Source organism: Desulfuromonas sp. AOP6, assembly GCF_009731355.2.
Classification (GTDB): Bacteria; Desulfobacterota; Desulfuromonadia; order Desulfuromonadales; family SZUA-540; genus SZUA-540.
In genome coordinates, this window is sequence record NZ_AP022810.1 from 1,408,783 (window position 1) to 1,429,650 (window position 20,868).

Sequence of the window (20,868 nt, forward strand, 5' to 3'; positions counted from 1 at the left end):
GGAAAATCCAGTTGGGAATGAATCTATCTATGAATCTTGATAACGTGGCGGTGGTCCTGGTCGAACCCCAGGGTGCCCTTAATATCGGCTCGGTATGTCGGGCCATGATGAATTTTGGTTTTTCGGACCTGCGGCTGGTTAACCCCCAGGTCGATCATCTGGGGGAAGAGGCCCGCCGCATGGCAGTCAAGGCCGGCGTCTTGCTCGATGCGGCCAGGATTTTCGGCAGCCTTGAAGAGGCGCTGGCCGATTGTCACTTTGCTTTGGGGACAACGCGGCGGTTCGGCAAGTACCGCGAGGATTTTCTGCATCCCGATGAAGCGGCCGATCAGTTTCTGCCTCTGGCGGAGAGGGGGCGGGTCGCCCTGCTTTTCGGCCGGGAGGACAAGGGCCTGCTGACCAATGAGCTGGATCTGTGTCAGCGCTTCATCACCATACCCACGCATGACGCCTTGCCGTCCATGAATCTGGCCCAGGCTGTTTCCCTGTGTCTCTATGAAACCTCCCGGGCTCTCGGCCGAGCGCAGGGTAAGGTGGCCGGCCGCAAGAAGCTGGCCTCATCCAAGGTTCTGGAAGGCATGTATGCCCATCTTCGTCGCACGCTTCTCGATATCGGGTTTCTCGATCCCCAGAACCCGGACCATATCCTGCGCTCTTTCCGGCGGATTTTCGGGCGCGCCGGCCTCAACGATAGAGAGGTGCGTATTCTGCACGGCATGTGTCGAAGTATTGACTGGGTGGAAGAAGACCGCAGGAAGAAGGGGGACAAATGAGTACATTGCTTGACCGTCAGGTGTTGGATAATGGTGTTGTCGTCGCGTTCTCTGACCGATCAAACCGCTACTTTGGCGATTATCACCGTATCTGTATCGATGTAAGCTGTCACATCCGGTTGTCAGTGGAAACCTTTACGGCAGCCGGCGATCCGGAGGCTGAGTATCGCAAAGCCCAGTCTGCCCTCGGCGAAGAGGCTGTTTATCAACGCACGCTGGAGCGCATGGGGGTGGCGGGGGCAGAGGTGGTGGAAACACGCCAACGGATGATCAACGAATTTTGCCAGACCAATTTCCCTTACCTTGGATCCCCTGAATTTCCGGCCCGCTTTGTCGCGAGTGAAATGGCAAAAGTCCGCAAACCCCGTCATCTCTTCGTGCCGAAACCATGACCGCCAAGATCCGCATTGATTCTCTTGCTTTTGGCGGTAGAGGTGTCGGGCGCCTCGATGGCAAGGCCGTGTTTGTGCCGGGCACCGCCCCGGGGGATCTCGTCGACTGCCGCCTTGTCCGTGAAAAGAAGCGTCATGCCGAAGCCGAGCTGGTGGAAGTGCTTGAGCCTTCACCGGTTCGCCGTCAGGCCACTTGCCCTGTGGCCCACGAATGCGGCGGTTGCCAATGGCAGCATCTGCCCTATGAGCAGCAACTGGTCTGGAAGGAAAGGATCTTTCGCGACATTTTGGTGCGGCAGGCGGGTGTCAACGGGGACAAGGTCCTGTCAATTCTGCCCTCGGCGGCGGAGTGGGGCTATCGCAGCCGCGTGCAGTTCAAGTGCCGCCTGACGGAAAAAGGTTTTGTCATGGGGTTCTATCGTGCGGGCAGCCACTATGTCGTCGATGTTGCGCGCTGCCTTATTACCGACAGCCGCCTCAATGAACTGCTGCCGGTGTTGCGAACGCTGCTGGGAGATTCGCCCTTCGCCGCTCTGATACCTCAGGTCGATATGGCTGTGGGCGATGATGGGCAATGTCGGGTCGTCCTCCATTTTATAGGATCTGAACCAGGTCCGTTCTGCGACTGGCTCAAGCAGCCCTCGCAAAGGGTTGAAGCCTCGCTCTTCATCCAGTCCGGCCGTAAGCAAACCCTGCGTCAGGTCTATGGAGAGACGGATCTGCATATCCAGGTGGCGGAGCCCCCCTTGACTCTGGGCTACGGCCCAGGCGGCTTCGCCCAGATCAACCTCGCACAGAACAGACGCCTGGTGATGGCGGTGCTCGCTGCTGCCGAACTGACCGGCAGGGAGAACGTGCTGGATCTTTTCTGCGGCATGGGGAACTTTTCTCTGCCGCTTGCCCGTCGGGCGGCTTCGGTGACCGGGGTCGAGGACTTTGAACCTTCCATCGAAAAAGCTCGCCAAAATGCCCGGGCCAATGGCATTGCCAACGCTCATTTTCTTGCCCGTCCTGCAGAAGGGTTCCTGTCTTCACTGCCCGGGGAGGTCCCCTTTGACCTGGTTATCCTGGACCCGCCGCGCAGCGGGGCCTATGGCGTAGTCAAGGAACTGGTGGAGGCCGCGGTGCCGCGAATTCTTTATATCTCCTGTGATCCCTCGACCCTGGCCAGAGACCTGCAGCCCCTGCTTCATCGTGGCTATGCTGTCGCCTGGGCCCGGCCCATTGATCTTTTTCCGCAGACCTTTCACACGGAAAGTCTGACTCTCTTGGTGAAAGAAGGGTAATAGTCTGATACAAGATCGGAAACTGGCATTCGTGGCCCGTTATGGTATAAGGGATAAAATAACTTCACCATTTAGCCTTGGAGACAGTTTATGCCGAAATTCATGAAGCTGATATGCTTGGTGGCTCTTTCTTTGGTTCTTGGCTGCTCGCAGGATTACCGGGCCAGTATTGCCAGTGATATGAAAACCATCCCTCTTGCTGACGACATGGATCTGGGAATTCGCCTGCCTGGGGATAACTGGAAGATATCGCCGGAGCCGCCAATGTTCCTGGTCGAGGAGGTGGCTGAGCACATAGAACATGAGTTGGAAGAAACGGGCCGGATGACCGAATCTCTGACCCTGGACCAGTTGAAAAAAGCAGCTCTCAAAAAGTTGCAGGCCAATGAAGCTTACGTGTTCAATCCTGCCACGGGAGCGCACCTCGATGTCGATATCAGTCGTCTGGGCGAGGGGGGGGTGGCTCCTTCTGCCCGTGGTGTCGAAAACTCGGCCCGGTATGCTGTCAGCTCCCTTGAGGGGGACGAAGGGGTCAGCGACGTCGTGGCCCGGGTTGAAAAAACACGGCTGGCTGGAACCCAGTATGCCTGGCGTATTTCAGCTGACTACAAGATGCACGAAGAGCCCCGTCGATTTGTGGGTATTGTGGCCTTTGCCTCACCATACTGGGTTTATCTCTATTACACGGATCCTCTGAAAAACAACATGGATTACGGCGAGATGGAGAAGATGCTCCAGTCCGCTGTTCTGGGCTTCAAGACCGCCCCCTGATGTAAATAGTGGTTGCAATTTCCATCTTTTCATGGTAGGAACATGTTGTTTAATTTGTTCACAGTAAAAAGTGAGCTTCGCTGCTCACTTTTTTTGTTTTCGGAGCTGGATGTATGGTGCAGGAGACAACCCTTGTTCGCGTGCAACAATTGGCAGAGCCTATTCTGACTGATTTTGGGCTGGAGCTGGTTGATGTCGAATTCAAACGCGAGGGAAGAGACTGGTTTCTCAGGTTTTTCATCGACAAGGAAGGCGGTATCACCCTCGATGATTGCGCGGACTTCAGCCGTGAAATCGGCGCAATCCTTGAGATCGAAGATGTGATCGGTGTCGCCTATCGGCTCGAGGTGTCGTCGCCCGGGCTTGATCGACCTTTGAAAAAGCCGCAGGATTATGAGCGCTATCAGGGGCGATTGGTCAAGGTCAAGACCTTCGAAAAGCTGGACCCTGACGAACGAGGGCATGAACGCAAGACCTTCGAGGGAGAGCTGTTGGGCCTCGAAGAAGGCAAGGTGCGTATCCGGCAGCTCGACAAAAAGGGTGGCATCGTCGAGATTGATCTGAATGCCATTGCCAAGGCCAATCTGGAAATAGAGTTCTGAGTCTGAAGAGGGCGTGAGAGGATATCGAAGATTATCCTTTTCTGGACAGTAGACACGCCAACATGAAGTGAAATAACTTCGCCGCTGCAAGCGGTGAGAAGAAGATACAGGGAGATGTCGGGATGGTAACAAATCTTAATCACATTATTGATCAGGTTGTTAAGGATAAGGGGGTGGACAGGGCTATTCTGGTTGAAGCCCTTGAGTCGGCCGTGCTTTCCGCCGCCAACAAGAAGTACCGCAACACCCGTGATCTTGAAGCTCATTATAACGACGAGATGGGTGAAGTTGAGCTCTTCGAGTTCGTCACCGTCGTCGAGGACGTGCAGGATTCCTATAAGGAAATCTCGCTGGAGGAAGCCCGCGAAATTGATCCCGATGTTGAAGCCGGTGACTCCCTTGGCATGAAGATGGATGCCAGCAACTTCAGTCGCATTGCCGCTCAGACTGCCAAACAGGTGATCATCCAGAAGGTGCGTGAAGCCGAGCGGGAAGGGGTCTACAACGAGTTCAAGGACAGGGTGGGTGAGCTGCTCAACGGCATTGTGCGTCGTTACGAACGAGGCGACCTGATCGTCGATCTCGGTCGCGCCGAAGCGCTGCTTCCTCACCGTGAGCAGGTTCCTCGCGAGAACTACCGTCAGGGAGACCGTGTTCGCGCCTATGTTTCGGAAGTCAAGATGTCTCCGAAGGGGCCTCAGATTATCCTGTCTCGTACCCACCCCGGTGTGGTTTCCGCCCTTTTTCAGGTGGAAGTTCCCGAAATCTACGAGGGGATTGTGGAGATCAAGGCTGCGGCCCGCGAACCTGGTAGTCGCGCCAAAATTGCGGTCGTCTCCCATGACCCTGATGTGGATCCTGTCGGGGCTTGCGTCGGAATGCGGGGATCACGCGTTCAGAACGTTGTCTCTGAATTGCGCGGTGAAAAAATCGATATCATCCCCTGGTCCCATGATATTGCACGGTTTGCCTGCGCAGCGCTGGCACCTGCCGAGGTTACCCGCGTCTATGTCGACAATGACGAGCAGGCTCTGGAGATTATCGTTCCCGACGATCAGTTGTCGCTTGCTATTGGTAAGAAGGGGCAGAATGTACGTCTCGCCGCTAAGCTGACGGGCTGGAAAATCGACATCAAGAGCGAGTCGCGCGCCGCCGAAGCGGAGATGGACGAGCTTGCAGGCGGTGATGGCGACGAGGATAATGTCGGGAGGGCTTCATCTTCCGGCTCTCTCGGTTATGATTCTCTCTCCAGGGATGAACTTTACGAATTGGCCAAGCAGCACAACATCCCCGGACGCAGCTCCATGAACAAGGACGAGCTTGTCGCCGCCCTTAAGGCTCTCTCCGCTGAAGTGGAGGCGCCTGCCGAGGTGGAACCCTCTGTTGAGATCCCGGAAGAAGGGGGAGACTAGTCCGATTGACTGCCAGCAGACACAAGGCCGAGCGCACGTGCCTCGGTTGTCGCGAAACCTTTGACCCTCAGCAGTTGGTACGCTACGTTGTCAGTCCTCAGGGTGAAGTCCTGGTTGACTATCGGAAGAGGCTGCCTGGCAGGGGAGCTTATACCTGCCTGAAACGGCAGTGTATTGACGATGCGGTAAAAAGGCGCCAGTTCGGCCGCGCTTTTCGAGGGCTCGCTGGGGATGTTTCTGCCGAGGTGCTGACGGAATCGTTGGTGGCTGAAGTCAGAAGCCGAATCCTCTCTCTGATTGGCATGGCACGCAAGTCGGGCTGTTTGGTGTCCGGCAGCAACCTTGTTATGATGGCGCTGTCTTCACCTGATTCGTTTACGTTGATTATCCTCTCTGCCGATATTTCTACCGGAATTGGGGATAAAATCAAAAGTAAAGCACGTCATCTTGGGGTCCCCTGCTTCACTTTTTCCACCAAGGAAGATTTGGGGCATCTGCTGGGCAAGGAAGAACGGAGCGTTGTCGGGATCAAACCCGGGGGGCTGGCAAACTCGATTATTGAGGAACTATCACGATATAAGCACATCGCAGGGGAGTTTTGATGGGAAAGACAAGGGTATACGAACTGGCACAGAAACTCGGTGTTGAAAACAAGGATCTTCTGGAGCGCCTTCAGGAGGCGGGTATTGACGCCAAGACCCACATGAGCGTTCTTGAGGAAGATGATGTCCGCAAGTTTGAGGCAACCTCCGCTCCTGCTGTCGAAAAGATCGAAGAAGAGAGGATCATGCCTGGAATCATCAGGCGTCGTCGCAAGGAGGTTCCACAGGCTGTGACAGCTGAAGAACCCGAGTCTTCTGAAAAGTTTGAGGAGACTGATGCTGCGCCCGAGGTGGAAGTTGCCAAGGCTGCCAAGACAGCGCAGGTTGAAAAGACCGAGCCCGTCGAACCTGTGAAGGGCAAGGAGGCAGATCAAAAGGGTGATGAAGCTCCGGTGAAGGAGGCAGCCGCTGAAAAAGTTGCTGCTGAGCCAGCTGCTGAGGTCCCTGCTAAAAAAACGCCTCCCCCGGCACCCAAGGAAGCCCCCGCGGTTTCCTCCGAATCGGCAGAGACATCCGTCAAGGAGTCTGTCACAGCGCCTTCTGCAAAAGAGGAATCTCCTGCTGAAGAGAAGCCAGTTCCTGCACCTAAGGCCACAAAACCGACGGCTTCCCGGGCTAAGATCCTGGGTCGTGTCGAACTGCCGAAAAAGGCGCCTGCGCAGCAACAGGGGCGTCGCGCCGAGACGCCGCCCGCACCACGTGGTGAAGGCGCTGCTCCCAGACGTCCCGAGGCTGGCGCTCCAAGGCGACCCGAGGCGGGTGCTGGTGCCCCCGATCGAGGCGCACCTCGTCGTGAAGCCGGCGCTCCACCCAAAAGGCGTGGAGAAATGGGGGCGGGTCGTCCTTCCGCTCCTACCCTGCCACCTGCTTCTCTCGGCGAACCCTTTGCCGGGAAAGAAGTGCGCGGAGGCAAAAAGAAGAAGAAGGGGAAGGGCGCTGATTACAGCGAGGCTCAGGGAGACGGCTTGCGCCGCAAAGGACGTCGCGAGGTCTTCGAGCCTGACCACGCCGACCGCACCCGGCGGGGGCGCCGGGCGCCTAAGCCGGTCAAGAAGACTGAAATCACTGTTTCCAAGGCCATCAAACGGATTATCAAGATCAGCGATGTCATTACAGTCGGTGAACTTGCCAAGCGCATGGGAATCAAGGCAAATGATCTTATCCGCGAGCTGATGCGCCAGGGAACGATGGTGACGATCAACCACCCGCTCGATTTTGATACCGCCGCCATTCTTGCATCCGAATTCAATTATGAAGTTGAGAACGTCGCCTTTGATGAAGAGACGATTCTTGATCATTCCGGGATCAGAAAAGAGGGCGAAAAAGAGAAGCCCGAAGATCTGAAAACCCGGCCCCCGGTCGTTACGATCATGGGTCACGTCGATCACGGTAAAACCAGTCTTCTCGACGCCATACGCGCTACCAACGTGACGGAGGGCGAGGCTGGAGGCATTACTCAGCATATAGGTGCCTACGATGTAGAACTTGACGGCAGGAAAATTAGTTTCCTTGATACCCCTGGCCATGAGGCTTTTACTGCCATGCGTGCCCGCGGTGCCAAGGTGACGGATATCGTTATCCTCGTCGTGGCCGCAGATGACGGTGTCATGCCGCAGACCAAGGAAGCGATCAACCATTCCAAGGCGGCCGAGGTACCCATTATTGTTGCCATCAACAAGATGGACAAACCTGAGGCCAATCCTGATCGCGTCAAGCAGGAATTGACCGAATTCGGTCTTGTCTCTGAAAGCTGGGGCGGTGATACGATTTTTGTCGAGGTGAGTGCCAAGCAGCGTCTAAATATCGATCAACTGCTGGAAATGATCCTTCTGCAGGCTGAAGTGATGGATCTTAAGGCGAATCCCGACAAACTTGCCAAGGGCGCTATTGTCGAGGCCCGTCTTGACAAAGGCCGGGGTCCTGTCGCGACGGTGCTCGTTCAGGAAGGAACCCTGCGCATTGGCGACCCCATCGTCAGCGGTGTTCATTTCGGTCGGGTCAGAACCATGACGGACGATCGGGGTGGCCGTGTTACTGAAGCAGGGCCTTCGGTGCCTGTCGAGGTAACCGGTCTTTCCGGTGTTCCTGATGCCGGAGACACGTTCCATGCCGTCGATGATGAAAAAACGGCCAAGGATGTCGCTCAGCATCGCCAGCAGAAGCTTAGAGAGGCCGAACTCGCCAAGACCAGCAAAATCTCTCTGGAACAGCTGTATGCCCGTATCCAGCAGGGGGATGTCAAGGAACTCAAAGTCATCATCAAGGGTGACGTTCAGGGCTCTGTCGAGGCGGTCAAGGATTCTCTTCTCAAGTTGGCGACAGAGGCCTGCCGACTGGTTGTCATTCATACCGGCGTCGGTGGCATCACCGAAAGTGATATTACTCTGGCCACGGCCTCGGACGCTATCGTGCTTGGCTTCAATGTCCGTCCTGAAACCAAGGCCAGCGCGCTGGCGGAGGCGGAAGGCGTTGATATTCGCCTTTACAACATCATTTATGATGCCGTAGCTGATATTCGCGACGCCATGGAAGGGCTGCTGGCACCGACTTTCCGGGAAAAGCACCTTGGTCGCGCCGAAGTCAGGGAAACGTTCACCATTTCCAAAGTGGGTACCATTGCCGGCTGTTACGTGGTGGATGGGAAGCTTCTTCGCTCTTCGCAGGTCCGCCTGGTGCGAGACAGTGTCGTTATCTGGGAAGGCAAGCTGAGCTCATTGAAACGTTTCAAGGATGATGTCAAAGAAGTGGCCACTGGCTATGAATGTGGTATCAGCCTTGAGAATTATAATGATATTAAAGTTGGTGACTTTATTGAAGCCTTTGAGATGGAGGCTATCAAGACAACCCTTTAAAAGGGACTAAGTCATGGTTGTTGGCGTCATGAAGTTGGATCTTCATCTGCATGCCCCCCAGAATCTCAAGGAAAAGCGCGGTGCGGTTAAAAGAATTGTCGGCCGTTGTCGTGAGAGATTCCCGGTGTCCGTAGCCGAGGTGGGCAGTCAGGACCTGTGGCAGCGTACTGAGGTGGGTTTTTGCATGGTCGCTACCAGCGAGGCCGATATACAGGCCGTGTTCAGCCACATCGAAGATGAAATTGATCGCCTGGCTTTGGCTGATGTGCTTCATCGGGATACTGAATTTCTGCACTATTCTTAAAAAAGAAGGCCTATTACGTGGATTTAAAACGCACACAACGAGTTGGAGAAGAAATTCAAAAAGAGATCTCCTCTCTTCTGCTCAACGGGCTGAAAGATCCCCGCATCGGTTTTGTCACCATCACCAATGTGGATGTCACCGCGGATCTTCAGATCGCCAAGGTCTATTTCACGGTAATGGGGGATGAGACAGCGCGCAAAAATTCGGAAAAAGGACTAAATAGCTCCATTCCATTTATCCGCCGTGAACTGGGTAAACGTCTGCGCCTGCGCCACGTACCTGACATCGTTCTCAAATATGATACCAGCCTCGAATATGGCAATCGTATTGAATCTCTTTTGAAGGATATTCAGACCGAAAGCTCCGATGATAGCGAAAATCAGCAGGATAATTAAAGAAAACAATCGTTTCCTGGTCGCTTCCCATGAAGGTCCGGATGGGGACGCGATGGCTTCGACTCTGGCTCTGACCAACGCCCTTCGGGAGATGGGAAAGGACGTTGTCGCCTACAATCGGGACGCTGTTCCTGCTGATTTCACTTTTCTGCCTGGGGCCGAAACAATCGTCCAGAACCTCGACGGGTCTGGAGCCTTTGATGTTGGTTTTGTGCTGGATGCCGGTGAGTTGCGCCGTGCTGGCTCTCATCTGAAAGAATGCTGCGGCACCCTGGTTAATATTGACCACCACCCTTTTTCCGAAGATTTTGGTTCCCTTTACTTTGTCGACGAATCGGCCAGCGCCACCGGGGCTCTGATTTACCGTATTCTCAAAGCTATGGGGCATCCCATCTCCTCTCAGGTCGCCCTGTGTGTTTATACGGCCATTCTGGCGGATACAGGTTCTTTTCGTTATTCCAACGCGGACCCGGAGGCTTTTTCTATCGCTGCAGAAATGGTTGCTCTCGGGGTTTCTCCCTGGGAGGTGGCCTCCGGTCTGTATGAAAGCCAGGAGGAAAAAAGGTTGCGCCTGCTTGGTGCTGTCCTGAACACCCTGACCGTTTCTTCCTGTGGCCGCTATGCATCCGTGACGGCGACCCTTGACATGATGGCCCAAACGAATACCGGTCCGGAGTATACGGACGGCTTTATCAACTATCCCCGCTCCGTTCGTGGTGTCGAAGTCGCTCTTTTTTTCCGCGAAGTCTCCCCGGACAATCATAAGGTAGGTTTTCGCTCGAAGGGCAAGGTCGATGTCGGTGCCCTGGCCCGGGAACTTGGTGGCGGTGGTCACCATAACGCTTCCGGGGCCATGGTCCTGGGAGCCATTGAGACCGTGCGACAGAGTGTTTTTGCCCGCCTTGACTCTCTTCTGTTCTGACATCCATGCATGGTCTTCTGATTATTGATAAACCCCAGGGAATGACATCCCACGATGTGGTTCGGCGGGTGCGGCGCTTTTTTCGCACGAAGCGTGTCGGCCATACGGGTACCCTGGATCCCATGGCCACCGGTGTTTTGCCTGTCGCTATCGGGGAAGCTACCAAAATAGTTCAGTTTCTCATGGCTGGACAAAAGCGCTATCGTGCCACACTTAAACTGGGTGAAACGACAGATACTTACGATGCGGAAGGGACGATCACCCAGTGTCGGCCTGTTCCGCCCATAACTTTTGCGGATATTGCTCGCTGCTGCCAGAAGTTCACAGGGAACATTGAACAGATTCCCCCCATGTTTTCCGCCATCAAAAAAAACGGCACCCCGCTCCATCGTTTGGCCCGGCAGGGTATCGAGGTGGAGCGCGAGCCGAGAAATGTTGAGATTTCACGGATTGAAGTGTTGGAGGTGAGCCTGCCTTATGTTACCCTTGAGGTCGATTGTGGCAAAGGCACCTACATCCGCTCTCTGGCCCACGATTTGGGTGAAGAGCTCGCAGTAGGTGCTCACCTCACCGCTTTACGACGTACGCGCAACGGTTTTTTTGACGAAGGGGACGCCGTTTCTCTTGAGCGACTGGAGACCGCGTCCATTGCTGACATTCCCCTTCTCTCACCCTTGGAAGCCCTGAGGGGATTCGCGCTGTTGCAGGTTTCTACCGAAGCGGCCCGCGCCTTGAGGTTCGGTATCCCTCCCGGCCTGCAGTCTATTGAAGGACCATGCTCCCTCAACGAGGGAGATACCGCTGGTCTTGTCCATGGTGGGCATCTTTTAGCGGTAGTTCGTTTTGCCCCGGGGAGGCAGAGGGAGCGCAGGGGAGACTTTGAGTTCCTAAGGGTTATGAATCAGGGAGATGAGGATGATTAAACCTTTACACTTCTCTTGTTTTTATGATACAAAGTCCGATGTTTTTGAACCAGCCAATAGCCTGGTAAATTCCAGAAGAAGAGTTTGAAAGGAGGTGGCAAGGTGTTAGCCACGGAACGCAAGCAGGAAATCATTGACAAATTCAAGACCCACGAAGGTGATACCGGTTCCCCGGAAGTTCAGATCGCCCTTCTCTCCGAGCGGATTAATTATCTGACCGAACATTTCCGCACTCACAAGAAGGATCATCACTCCCGGCGTGGACTGCTCAAAATCGTAGGGCAACGGCGTCGGCTTCTCGATTATCTGAAAAAGAAAGACGTCGACCGGTATCGCACGGTCATCAAAGAATTGGGAATCCGCAGGTAATACAGGGCAGCACGCTCTCGGAAAAAGGGGGCCTGCTGCCCTTTGTTTTGGTCCGGCATCGGAGGTTGTCCCGAGAGAGGATCTGAGTTCCTCCCGGAGGGGAATACAGATACTGTCTCAGGCCATCCTCCTTTTGCCATTTGAGAACGCACACAAAGAACAGACGCTTCCTTCTGGTTATTCTGGAGGGAGCGAAGGAGAACAACATGGCTTATCACAAAGTAGAGGTAGAATTTAACGGTCAACCCCTTACAATCGAAACAGGAAAAATGGCCCGGCAGGCTGACGGGGCAACAGTTGTCACCTATGGTGAAACCCAGGTGCTGTGCACCGCGGTTTCTTCGACGAAGCTGCGTGAGGGACAGGACTTCTTCCCGCTGACCGTGAACTATCAGGAAAAATTCTATGCGGCCGGCAAGATTCCGGGCTCCTTTTTTCGTCGTGAGCGCGGTACCACCGAGCGTGAAACCCTGATCTGCCGTCTTATTGACCGGCCCATGCGGCCTATGTTCCCCAAGGGATATCTTTTCGAAACGCAGATCATGCCCACGGTGATCTCCGCGGATCGCGTCAATGACCCTGATACTCTCGCTATTGTGGCCGCTTCGGCTGCTGTCCAGGTGTCAGACATCCCTTTCAATGGCCCCATTGCCGCTGTACGCGTGGGCAGAGCCGGGGGGCAGTTCGTGGCCAACCCGACGCTCGAACAGATGGCGCAGAGCGATCTCGACATCATCGTTGCCGGTTCCCGGGACGCTGTTATCATGGTCGAAGGTGAATCCGAGTTTCTTTCCGAAGATGATATGCTCGAAGCGATCTTTTTTGGCCATAAGGCCATGCAGCCTTTGATTGATCTTCAAGCCAAACTGGGCGAGCTCGTTGGCAAGTCCAAGCGTGAGTTTCAGGTTCCACAGACCGATGAGGATCTGGCTGCCAAAGTGGCAGAATTGGCGGAAGACAAGATTCGCGAGGCTTTTGCCATTCGCACCAAGCAGGAGCGCTATGCTGCCCTGGCCGAGGCAAAATCCCAGGTCAAGGAAGCCCTCGCCGCCGACTTCGCCGATCGCCTTGACGAGATTGGGGAGCTCTTCGGCAAGATTGAGAAACGCGTTGTTCGTCAGATGATTATCAAGAGCAAGGTACGCATTGATGGTCGCGACATGAAAACGGTGCGGCCGATCTCTTGTGAGATAGGCAATCTCCCTCGTGCTCACGGCAGCGCCCTCTTTACCCGCGGTGAAACCCAGGCTCTTGTGGCCGTGGCACTGGGAACGGCCGTCGATGAACAGCGTATGGACAATGTGCAGGGAATGGAGTTTAAAAAGTTCTACCTGCACTACAACTTTCCCCCTTTCTGCGTGGGAGAGACCAGCATGCGTCTCTTCCCGGGTCGTCGCGAGATCGGCCATGGCATGCTGGCTGAACGCTCGATCTCCAAGATTCTGCCTGCTCACACGGATTTCCCCTATACCATTCGTATCGTCTCCGACATCCTTGAGTCCAACGGCTCTTCCTCCATGGCCAGTGTCTGTGGCGGTTCCCTGGCTCTCATGGATGCTGGTGTGCCTGTTAAGGAGGCTGTCGCCGGCATCGCCATGGGACTGATCAAAGAAGGCGACGATGTGGCTGTGCTCAGCGACATTCTCGGTGACGAAGACCATCTCGGCGATATGGACTTTAAGGTTACCGGTACCCGCAATGGGGTGACGGCCCTGCAGATGGATATCAAGATCACCGGTGTTACCCGTGATATCATGAAGCAGGCCCTTCAGCAGGCCCGTGAAGGTCGCATCCACATCCTCGACAAAATGGCGGAAGCCATCAGCTCTGCTCGTGGAGAACTTTCTCCTTACGCCCCCAGAATCACCACCATTTATGTCAAGTCCGACCAGGTGCGTACGGTTATCGGCTCGGGGGGTAAAACAATCCGCAGCATTATTGAGGCAACAGGCTGCTCCATCGATATCGAAGATGATGGCCGCATCAATATCGCTTCGGCTGACGGTGAAGCCAGTCAGCGGGCGGTCAAAATGATCCGTGATCTCACGCAAGAAGCCGAAGTGGGCAAGCTCTATATGGGGACGGTGCGTAAAATCATGGAATTTGGCGCCTTCGTGGAAATATTCCCCGGGACAGATGGTCTCGTGCATATCTCCGAACTGGCCAAAGAGCGCGTCCGCAATGTCACCGATGTGCTTCAGGAAGGAGACCAGGTCCTGGTCAAGGTTCTGGCTATCGACAAGCAAGGGAAGATAAAGCTTTCCCGCAAAGAGGCGCTCGACCAGACTTCTTCAGCGGAGTAGCTTCATCTGTCGTCCATGATAGAAAAGACCACGCTCGAAAACGGGATCCGCATAGTCACCGAAAACGTACCCGCTGTCCATTCGGTGACTATCGGGATCTGGGTGGAAAGCGGTTCACGCCACGAGAATCAGACTCAAGGCGGAATCTCTCACTTTGTCGAGCATCTGCTCTTCAAGGGAACCAACCGCCGCAGCGCTCTTGAGATCGCCAGGGAGATTGACTCGGTTGGTGGAGTGCTTAACGCCTTCACCAGCCGAGAATACTGCTGTTTTTACGCCAAGGTTCTGGCCAGGCATCTCCCCCTGGCCATCGACCTTCTTGCTGATTCCCTTCAATCCTCCGTATTTGATCTTGATGAGATTGAAAAGGAACGTCGGGTTATCCTCCAGGAAATCAGTATGGTGGAGGATACTCCGGACGATGTGGTTCATGATCTCTTCAGTCAGGCTTTTTGGGAAAATCACCCCCTTGGACGTCCTGTCCTTGGCTCTCGGGAATCCGTAAAAAACATGTGCAGAGATGATTTTCTCGATCATCTCAAAACCTGTTTTGTTGGTGGTAATATCCTGGTCTGCGCTGCTGGCGACCTGGTCCATCAAAAGGTCGTCGATCTGATTGCTGGGGCCTTCAGCCAGATTGTGCCCGGTGCAAAAAAGCAGATCCTTTCTCCTCCTGATTATCGACCCAGCCTGCGCTTTAACCACAGGGATCTTGAGCAGGTCCATATCTGCCTCGGCACGAGAGCTCTGCCGCAAAATCATCCCAACCGCTTTTCTGCCTATGTGCTGAACACGATTCTCGGGGGGAGTATGAGCTCCCGTCTTTTTCAAACAGTGCGGGAAGAGCAGGGGTTAGCTTATTCCATTTACAGCTATCTCAACAGTCACTCCGATGCAGGGGCTTTGGTGCTCTATACGGCTACGTCCACGGAGAATGCACCTCTTGTTGTTCGACTGATGCTGAAAGAGATGCATCGCTTCAGGTCGGAACCCGTTTCCCGCGCGGAGTTGAAGGCTTGCAAGGATCAGCTGAAGGGGCAGCTGTTGCTCTCTCTGGAAAGTACGGATAACCGCATGACGCGACTGTCCAAAAACGAGATTTATCTGGGTCGGCAACCTTCCCTGAAACAGGTCCTCGGTGAATTTGAAAAAGTGACTGTTGAAAGTATCCAGCGATTGGCACAGTTTCTATTTCAAGACGACTATCTTAATCTTCAGCTGCTTGGCCCGATTGATGAAAAACAATTCCCCCTGCTCGACCTGACGCTGGGATAGCACGGGGCAATACACCACGGGTGGAGAATGAGTCCTATTACAGTGCGTATTAAGAAGCTGCGGGATGATGCAGTCGTTCCGCGCTACATGACTGACCTGGCGGCAGGGATGGATCTTTTTGCCGCTCTTGATTCACCTGTTCGCCTGGCGCAAGGACAACGCCTTCTCATACCGACCGGTTTGGCTCTGGCTATCCCGGTCGGGTTTGAAGGGCAGGTCCGTCCGCGCTCGGGACTGGCTCTGAAAAAGGGCATTGCTCTGGTCAATTCGCCCGGGACCATTGATGCCGATTATCGAGGAGAACTCGGAATCATCCTGATTAACCACGGACAGGACGAAGTGACCCTGTCTCCCGGGGATCGTATTGCTCAACTGGTCATTGCCCCTGTTCAGCAGGCCGTTATGGAGGTGGTCCAAGATCTGGACGTCACCGAGCGCAATACGGGTGGGTTTGGCCACACCGGTACAGGCCCTGAGGTTTAGCATGGATTCATCCGACAGCCTCATACAGTTCCCTTGCGACTATGTGTTCAAAGCTATCGGCAGTGAAGGGGCTGATGGCTCTTTTTTGCGTGCGGTACACAGGGCCGTTTCCGATATTGTGCCGGTACCTCTTGATGCCCTCAAGTGTCGGCCCAGTTCTCGGGGGAGCTATCTGGCGGTTTCTGTTCTTGTTCGTCTCCACAATATGCAGCAGGTGCATGATATTTACGCGGCTCTGCGCGGAGTGGAAGGCCTCAAGTTCCTGTTGTAACTACAGTCAGATGGGGACAAATCGACAACGTATGTTAGTATTGTCCTGTGGGCCGGTCAGTCTGAAGAAACAACCAGGTCATGGTCGCTGTGATGACTTTTTAGATGGAGATTTCTCATGATTCTATCCATTAATCCGATTAATCCGCAGCAGAGACTTATCAATCGGGTTGTTGAATGCTTGAAACAGGGAGGTGTTATTGTTTATCCGACCGATACTATTTACGGAATAGGTTGTGACATCTTCAACAAAAAAGGGGTCAAAAAGATTTACCAGATCAAACAGCGCGATCCCCGTAAACCTTTTTCCTTTATTTGTTCAGACCTCTCCGATGTATCCAATTATGCCCAGGTCAGTAACTTCGCGTTTAAAACGATGAAGCGCAACCTGCCTGGACCCTATACGTTTGTCCTCGAAGCGACCCGTATTGTTCCAGACCTGTTGACCACCAAGCAGAAGACAGTTGGTATCCGCATCCCCGACAACCCGATCGCTCAGGCTATCGTTAAGGAGTTGGGCCATCCTCTGGTAACTACTAGTGTCAATATCAGTGGGGAAGAACCCATCCACGACCCGGCTGAGATTGAGATGAACTTGGGAAAAATGGTGGATATGGTCGTCGATGGTGGCGTTCTGCTGGGAGATGCCTCGACCGTTATCAGTCTTATCGATGACCAGGTTGAAATTCTTCGTCAGGGGAGCGGGGATACGTCCTGGATTCACCAGAGATGACTTTTGTCATGCAGCCAGCGTAGAGAGTTTTTTTCGGATATGAATCAAAAACAGATTACGGTTGCCTTTTATCGCTGCAGGGCGGTTGAAGGCAAAAAAAAATATGGTATCGATAGGGAGTCCATGAACGCCATGCTGGATGATTTAGCTCGAGAGCTGTCCGGCTATGATATCCAACTGAATTACTGCGATGATGACGCCGTTACCCTGGATATTAACGGGTATGGCGACCTTTTGAACGCTGTGCGGCTACGCTCTCCCCAGGATAATATCTTTAATCTTTGCCTGGGGCATGTCATAGGCAAGAGCGCTGACCTGGATATCGTTGAGGATGTGCGTCGAGGGGTCAATCGGGTGGCTTTTGCTCCTGAAACGGTTGAGCCGGAAGGAAGCTCCAAAATTGTATGCCATAACTGCGGCTGCGGTTGCTGAGGTCTGGCTGGCAATAATATTGAACAGAAAAAGCCCGGTCAGAAGACCGGGCTTTTCATTTATTTGGTGCCGAAGGAGAGACTCGAACTCTCACGACCAATTGGCCACCACCCCCTCAAGATGGCGTGTCTACCAGTTCCACCACTTCGGCTTTAACGGCTTGTATATATACTGATTTAGCTTGTGTGTGTCAACAAGAAATTGGCTCTGTTTTTTACTTTTTTGTCTCTTCCGGTTGTGCTGCCGCAGGGGCTTCAACAGGTGCTTGAGGGGCAGTCTGTGTTTGAGGCGCCAGATTTTCAGGCATGACACTGCTGCCTCCGGGTTGACCATGGAAGTAGGCCAGGGTAAGGCTGGTGAGCATGAAGATAATGGCGACGCCCGCGGTCATTTTGCTCATGAAACTTTGACCCCCGGAAGCCCCGAAAACCGTGTTACTGCCGCCGGAGCCGAAAGATGCCCCGATTTCGGCTCCTTTACCGGCCTGCAGCAGGACGATGATGATAAGGGCAATGCAGATAAAAACGTGAATAATGAGAAGCAATGAGGACATGGTTCAACTCCTTGGAAAATCATCTGTAAACCGCGGTAACCTAGCATAGTTTCCTCTTTTTACAAAGAGAAAATGTTATTGCTGGACGGTTTCGCTCCGTTGAAAACGCGCAATGCGGATGAAGTCCTCGGCGACAAGGCTGGCTCCTCCGACGAGGACACCGTCAATATCTTCCTGGGCCATGAGACCGTCGACGTTGCCTGGCTTGACGCTCCCCCCGTAGAGAATGGGTGTTTTATCTGCCACGTTTTCATTAAATATTCCCTGGAGCAGTCCACGGATAAAGGCATGTGCCTCTTCCGCCTCCTCGTCCGAGGCGGTTTTGCCTGTACCTATGGCCCATACCGGCTCATAGGCCACGACAACCTTGTCCATATCTTCGGGGGTAAGACCTGCGAGCCCTTCTTTTACCTGCCCGGTAAGAATGTCGTACATACGCCCGGATTCACGCTCTTCCAGGGTTTCGCCAATGCAGAAGATGGCACGCAGGCCGGCGGCCAGCAGTGCTTGGACTTTGGCGTTGATAAATGCGTTGGACTCTCCGAAGAGTTGGCGTCTTTCCGAATGGCCGACAATGGCTCCCGTGCATCCGATGTCTTTAAGGAGAGTGGGGGAGACTTCGCCGGTGAAGGCGCCGGAGGAGGCGGGATAGCAGTTCTGGGCAGCAATGGCGATCGGGCTGCCCTTGGCGGCGGCCACAGCACTTTCAAGTGCTGTGAAGACGGGGGCTACCACAATTTCAGCGTCCGTCACATCCTTTAAATTCTCAGCCAGCGTCTGTATAAGATGACGGCTCTCGTTGACTGTTTTATGAAGCTTCCAGTTGCCCGCAATGATCGGTTTGCGCATAAAATACTCCGTCCTTCAGCTTTTGTCGGTCAAGGCAGCGATGCCGGGAAGTGTTTTGCCTTCAAGGAATTCCAGGGAGGCACCACCGCCCGTGGAAATGTGGGTCATTTTATCGTTGAGGCCGGCCTTGTTGACTGCAGCTACCGAATCCCCGCCGCCAATGATGGAAAGGGCTTCGGACTCTGCCAAGGCTTTGGCCACCACAAAGGTGCCCTTTGAAAACGCTTCGAACTCGAATACTCCCATGGGGCCATTCCAGATGACGGTTTTAGCCTCACCCAGAACCTCGGAAAAAATCCGTGAGGTTTCCGGGCCAATATCGAGTCCCATCCAATCTGCCGGAAAATCTTTGTTGGAACAGATTTTGTGCTGAGCATCTTCCTTGAATTCCGGGGCAATAACGTGGTCTGTTGGCAACAGCATCCTGACCTGTTGATCCTCGGCTTTTTGCAAGAGATCCCGCGCCAGTTCCAGTCGATCCTCCTCCACCAGGGAACGTCCGACAGGGTGCCCTTGGGCCTTGAGGAAAGTGTATGCCATGCCCCCGCCAATAAGAAGGCTATCCACCTTGCTGAGCAGATTTTCAATGACCGCGATTTTGTCCGATACTTTGGCGCCACCGAGGACGGCAACGAAGGGATGGCTCGGCTTGGCCAGCGCTTGGCTGAGATACCGGATTTCTTTTTCCATAAGCAAGCCAGCGACGGCTGGTGAAAGGAGTCGTGCGACTCCCTCAGTGGAAGCATGGGCCCGGTGGGCCGTGCCGAAGGCATCGTTGACGTATACTTCTGCCAGGTCGGCCAGTTGGCGGCAGAAGTCAGGATCGTTTTTCTCTTCTCCGGCGTGAAAACGGAGATTCTCCAGAAGGATGATATCGCCGTTTTCCATGTGGTTTACCAGGCTGATGACCTGGGTGCCGACACAGTCTTCGGCCATGGCGACATTTCTGTTGAGAAGTCCGGAAAGGTAGGGAGCCACGGGGGCAAGGCTGTATTTGGAATTCTTCTTGCCCTTTGGGCGGCCGAGATGAGAAGCGAGAATGAGACGCGCTCCCTGGTCGATGATATGTCGTATGGTAGGTAGGGCGCCGAGGATGCGGGTATCGTCGGTGATCTCGCCTTCATCATTCAGCGGCACATTGAAGTCAACGCGGCAGAAAACCTTTTTTCCTTTAAGGTCAAGGTCAAGCACGGACAGCTTTTCAGGCATGGATAGGCACTCCTGTCTGGTAAGATTTTATCGACTGGGCCTGGGCACAGAACGAACCAAAGGCAGATCCGTCAGGACCCGCCTTTGATCTGTTCTGCCAACCCGTCGTTATTTGGATGCGATATAAGCGACCAGGTCGAAGATGCGATTGGAGTAGCCCCACTCGTTATCGTACCAGGACAGTACCTTGACCATGTTGCCACCAATTACGGCGGTGGACAGGGCGTCCACGATGGAGGAGGCGGGATTGCCGTTGAAGTCCCGGGACACCAGGGGAAGATCACAATATTCGAGAATGCCTCTCATCGTCCCTTCGGCAGCATTTTTCATCGCCTTGTTTACTTCTTCTGCTGTCGTTTTCTTTTCTGTCTCCACCACGAGGTCAATGAGAGAGACGTTTGGCGTGGGAACGCGTACCGCCATGCCATCCAGTTTTCCTTTGAGCTCCGGGAGTACCAGGGCCACGGCCTTGGCGGCGCCTGTCGTTGTCGGGATCATGGAAATGGCGGCAGCCCTGGCGCGTCGAAGATCCTTGTGGGGCAGATCGAGGATCATCTGGTCGTTTGTGTAGGAATGCACCGTGGTCATCAGACCCTTGACAATACCAAACTGCTCGTTCAGTACCTTTGCTACCGGAGCGAGGCAATTGGTGGTACAGGATGCGTTGGAAATGATTTCATGACGATCGGGCAGGTAATGGGTTTCATTGACACCCATGCAGACGGTGATGTCCGCATCTTTTCCCGGGGCGCTGATGACGACCTTTCCGGCTCCAGCCTGCAGGTGTTTCTGCGCTTTGTCACGATCGGTGAAACGTCCCGTTGATTCGATGACAATGTCAATACCGAGCTGTTTCCAGGGCAGGGCGGCCGGGTCTTTTTCCTTGTATACCCGGATGGTCTTGCCATTAATCAGGATATTGTCACCATCGGAAGCCACGTCAGCCTTAAAGGTGCCATGAACGGAGTCGTATTTCAGCAGGTGAGCGAGGGTCTCGGCATCGGTCAGGTCGTTTATGGCCAGGATGTCGATATCTGGTGAATTCAGTGCAGCTCTGAAAACATTCCGACCGATGCGACCGAAACCGTTAATTGCAACTTTGGCAGCCATGGCGATATTCTCCTTGGTGAGAAGGGTGATAGGTGAAAATGTGGGCCT

23 protein-coding genes and 1 tRNA gene are annotated in these 20,868 nt (G+C 54.1%); 19 read left to right on the forward strand and 5 right to left on the reverse strand.

Annotated elements, in window-relative coordinates:
* Positions 1-29: 29 nt before the first annotated feature.
* The 19 genes from AOP6_RS06570 to AOP6_RS06660 all read left to right on the forward strand — a co-directional run bounded on the left by AOP6_RS06570 (position 30) and on the right by AOP6_RS06660 (position 17,099).
* Complete coding sequence (locus AOP6_RS06570; protein ID WP_213194802.1) at positions 30-773, forward strand: RNA methyltransferase; 744 nt, start codon at positions 30-32, stop codon at positions 771-773.
* Complete coding sequence (locus AOP6_RS06575; RefSeq protein WP_155875871.1) at positions 770-1,165, forward strand: hypothetical protein; 396 nt, start codon at positions 770-772, stop codon at positions 1,163-1,165. Before AOP6_RS06570 ends, AOP6_RS06575 begins: the two co-directional genes overlap by 4 nt.
* The gene (gene rlmD / locus AOP6_RS06580) at positions 1,162-2,451 is read left to right on the forward strand and encodes a 23S rRNA (uracil(1939)-C(5))-methyltransferase RlmD (RefSeq protein WP_155875873.1); all 1,290 of its coding nucleotides are present in this window, start codon (positions 1,162-1,164) and stop codon (positions 2,449-2,451) included. The genes AOP6_RS06575 and rlmD overlap by 4 nt, the downstream gene beginning before the upstream one ends.
* A 90-nt stretch (positions 2,452-2,541) precedes the next feature.
* Complete coding sequence (locus AOP6_RS06585; protein WP_155875875.1) at positions 2,542-3,222, forward strand: hypothetical protein; 681 nt, start codon at positions 2,542-2,544, stop codon at positions 3,220-3,222.
* 113 nt (positions 3,223-3,335) lie between these two features.
* Positions 3,336-3,824 carry a ribosome maturation factor gene (locus tag AOP6_RS06590; protein WP_155875877.1) on the forward strand — a complete coding sequence of 163 codons (489 nt, stop codon included), beginning with the start codon at positions 3,336-3,338 and terminating at the stop codon, positions 3,822-3,824.
* Between the two features lie 122 nt (positions 3,825-3,946).
* Complete coding sequence (gene nusA, locus AOP6_RS06595; protein ID WP_213194803.1) at positions 3,947-5,236, forward strand: transcription termination factor NusA; 1,290 nt, start codon at positions 3,947-3,949, stop codon at positions 5,234-5,236.
* A 5-nt stretch (positions 5,237-5,241) separates the two neighbouring features.
* The gene (locus tag AOP6_RS06600; protein WP_155875879.1) at positions 5,242-5,838 is read left to right on the forward strand and encodes a YlxR family protein; all 597 of its coding nucleotides are present in this window, start codon (positions 5,242-5,244) and stop codon (positions 5,836-5,838) included.
* On the forward strand, positions 5,838-8,690 hold the full coding sequence (gene infB, locus AOP6_RS06605) for a translation initiation factor IF-2 (protein ID WP_155875881.1): 2,853 nt from the start codon (positions 5,838-5,840) through the stop codon (positions 8,688-8,690). The genes AOP6_RS06600 and infB overlap by 1 nt, the downstream gene beginning before the upstream one ends.
* A gap of 13 nt (positions 8,691-8,703) precedes the next feature.
* Positions 8,704-8,994 carry a DUF503 domain-containing protein gene (locus AOP6_RS06610; RefSeq protein WP_155875884.1) on the forward strand — a complete coding sequence of 97 codons (291 nt, stop codon included), beginning with the start codon at positions 8,704-8,706 and terminating at the stop codon, positions 8,992-8,994.
* Positions 8,995-9,011: 17 nt separating this feature from the next.
* A complete protein-coding gene (locus AOP6_RS06615; RefSeq protein ID WP_155875886.1) occupies positions 9,012-9,389 on the forward strand; it encodes a ribosome-binding factor A in 378 nt (125 codons plus the stop codon).
* Positions 9,361-10,311: a bifunctional oligoribonuclease/PAP phosphatase NrnA gene (locus AOP6_RS06620; RefSeq protein WP_155875888.1), complete on the forward strand. Its 951-nt coding sequence runs from the start codon at positions 9,361-9,363 to the stop codon at positions 10,309-10,311. Before AOP6_RS06615 ends, AOP6_RS06620 begins: the two co-directional genes overlap by 29 nt.
* 5 nt (positions 10,312-10,316) lie before the next feature.
* Positions 10,317-11,234 (forward strand): tRNA pseudouridine(55) synthase TruB, encoded by a 918-nt coding sequence (gene truB / locus AOP6_RS06625; protein ID WP_155875890.1) that lies wholly within the window; start codon positions 10,317-10,319, stop codon positions 11,232-11,234.
* 102 nt (positions 11,235-11,336) lie between these two features.
* Positions 11,337-11,603, forward strand: coding sequence for a 30S ribosomal protein S15 (gene rpsO / locus AOP6_RS06630; RefSeq protein ID WP_155875892.1), 267 nt, complete (start codon positions 11,337-11,339; stop codon positions 11,601-11,603).
* Positions 11,604-11,809: 206 nt separating this feature from the next.
* Positions 11,810-13,906, forward strand: coding sequence for a polyribonucleotide nucleotidyltransferase (gene pnp, locus AOP6_RS06635; protein ID WP_155875894.1), 2,097 nt, complete (start codon positions 11,810-11,812; stop codon positions 13,904-13,906).
* Positions 13,907-13,921: 15 nt separating this feature from the next.
* Positions 13,922-15,181 carry a pitrilysin family protein gene (locus tag AOP6_RS06640; RefSeq protein WP_155875896.1) on the forward strand — a complete coding sequence of 420 codons (1,260 nt, stop codon included), beginning with the start codon at positions 13,922-13,924 and terminating at the stop codon, positions 15,179-15,181.
* Positions 15,182-15,208: 27 nt separating this feature from the next.
* Complete coding sequence (gene dut, locus AOP6_RS06645; RefSeq protein WP_155875898.1) at positions 15,209-15,664, forward strand: dUTP diphosphatase; 456 nt, start codon at positions 15,209-15,211, stop codon at positions 15,662-15,664.
* A 1-nt stretch (position 15,665) separates the two neighbouring features.
* Entirely contained in the window at positions 15,666-15,935 is a 270-nt protein-coding gene (locus tag AOP6_RS06650) for a DUF493 domain-containing protein (RefSeq protein WP_155875900.1), read from the forward strand.
* 117 nt (positions 15,936-16,052) lie between these two features.
* Positions 16,053-16,667 carry an L-threonylcarbamoyladenylate synthase gene (locus tag AOP6_RS06655; protein ID WP_155875902.1) on the forward strand — a complete coding sequence of 205 codons (615 nt, stop codon included), beginning with the start codon at positions 16,053-16,055 and terminating at the stop codon, positions 16,665-16,667.
* A 39-nt stretch (positions 16,668-16,706) separates the two neighbouring features.
* Positions 16,707-17,099 (forward strand): hypothetical protein, encoded by a 393-nt coding sequence (locus AOP6_RS06660; protein WP_155875904.1) that lies wholly within the window; start codon positions 16,707-16,709, stop codon positions 17,097-17,099.
* Between the two features lie 64 nt (positions 17,100-17,163).
* On the opposite strand, the gene AOP6_RS06665 is transcribed toward AOP6_RS06660, so the two are convergent.
* The 5 genes from AOP6_RS06665 to gap all read right to left on the reverse strand — a co-directional run bounded on the left by AOP6_RS06665 (position 17,164) and on the right by gap (position 20,820).
* Positions 17,164-17,250, reverse strand: a tRNA-Leu gene (locus AOP6_RS06665).
* Between the two features lie 63 nt (positions 17,251-17,313).
* The gene (gene secG / locus AOP6_RS06670) at positions 17,314-17,652 is read right to left on the reverse strand and encodes a preprotein translocase subunit SecG (RefSeq protein ID WP_155875906.1); all 339 of its coding nucleotides are present in this window, start codon (positions 17,650-17,652) and stop codon (positions 17,314-17,316) included.
* A 75-nt stretch (positions 17,653-17,727) separates the two neighbouring features.
* Positions 17,728-18,501 (reverse strand): triose-phosphate isomerase, encoded by a 774-nt coding sequence (tpiA, locus tag AOP6_RS06675; protein ID WP_155875908.1) that lies wholly within the window; start codon positions 18,499-18,501, stop codon positions 17,728-17,730.
* A 15-nt stretch (positions 18,502-18,516) separates the two neighbouring features.
* Entirely contained in the window at positions 18,517-19,710 is a 1,194-nt protein-coding gene (locus AOP6_RS06680) for a phosphoglycerate kinase (protein WP_155875910.1), read from the reverse strand.
* Positions 19,711-19,818: 108 nt separating this feature from the next.
* Positions 19,819-20,820 (reverse strand): type I glyceraldehyde-3-phosphate dehydrogenase, encoded by a 1,002-nt coding sequence (gene gap / locus AOP6_RS06685; RefSeq protein ID WP_155875912.1) that lies wholly within the window; start codon positions 20,818-20,820, stop codon positions 19,819-19,821.
* Positions 20,821-20,868 lie beyond the last annotated feature (48 nt).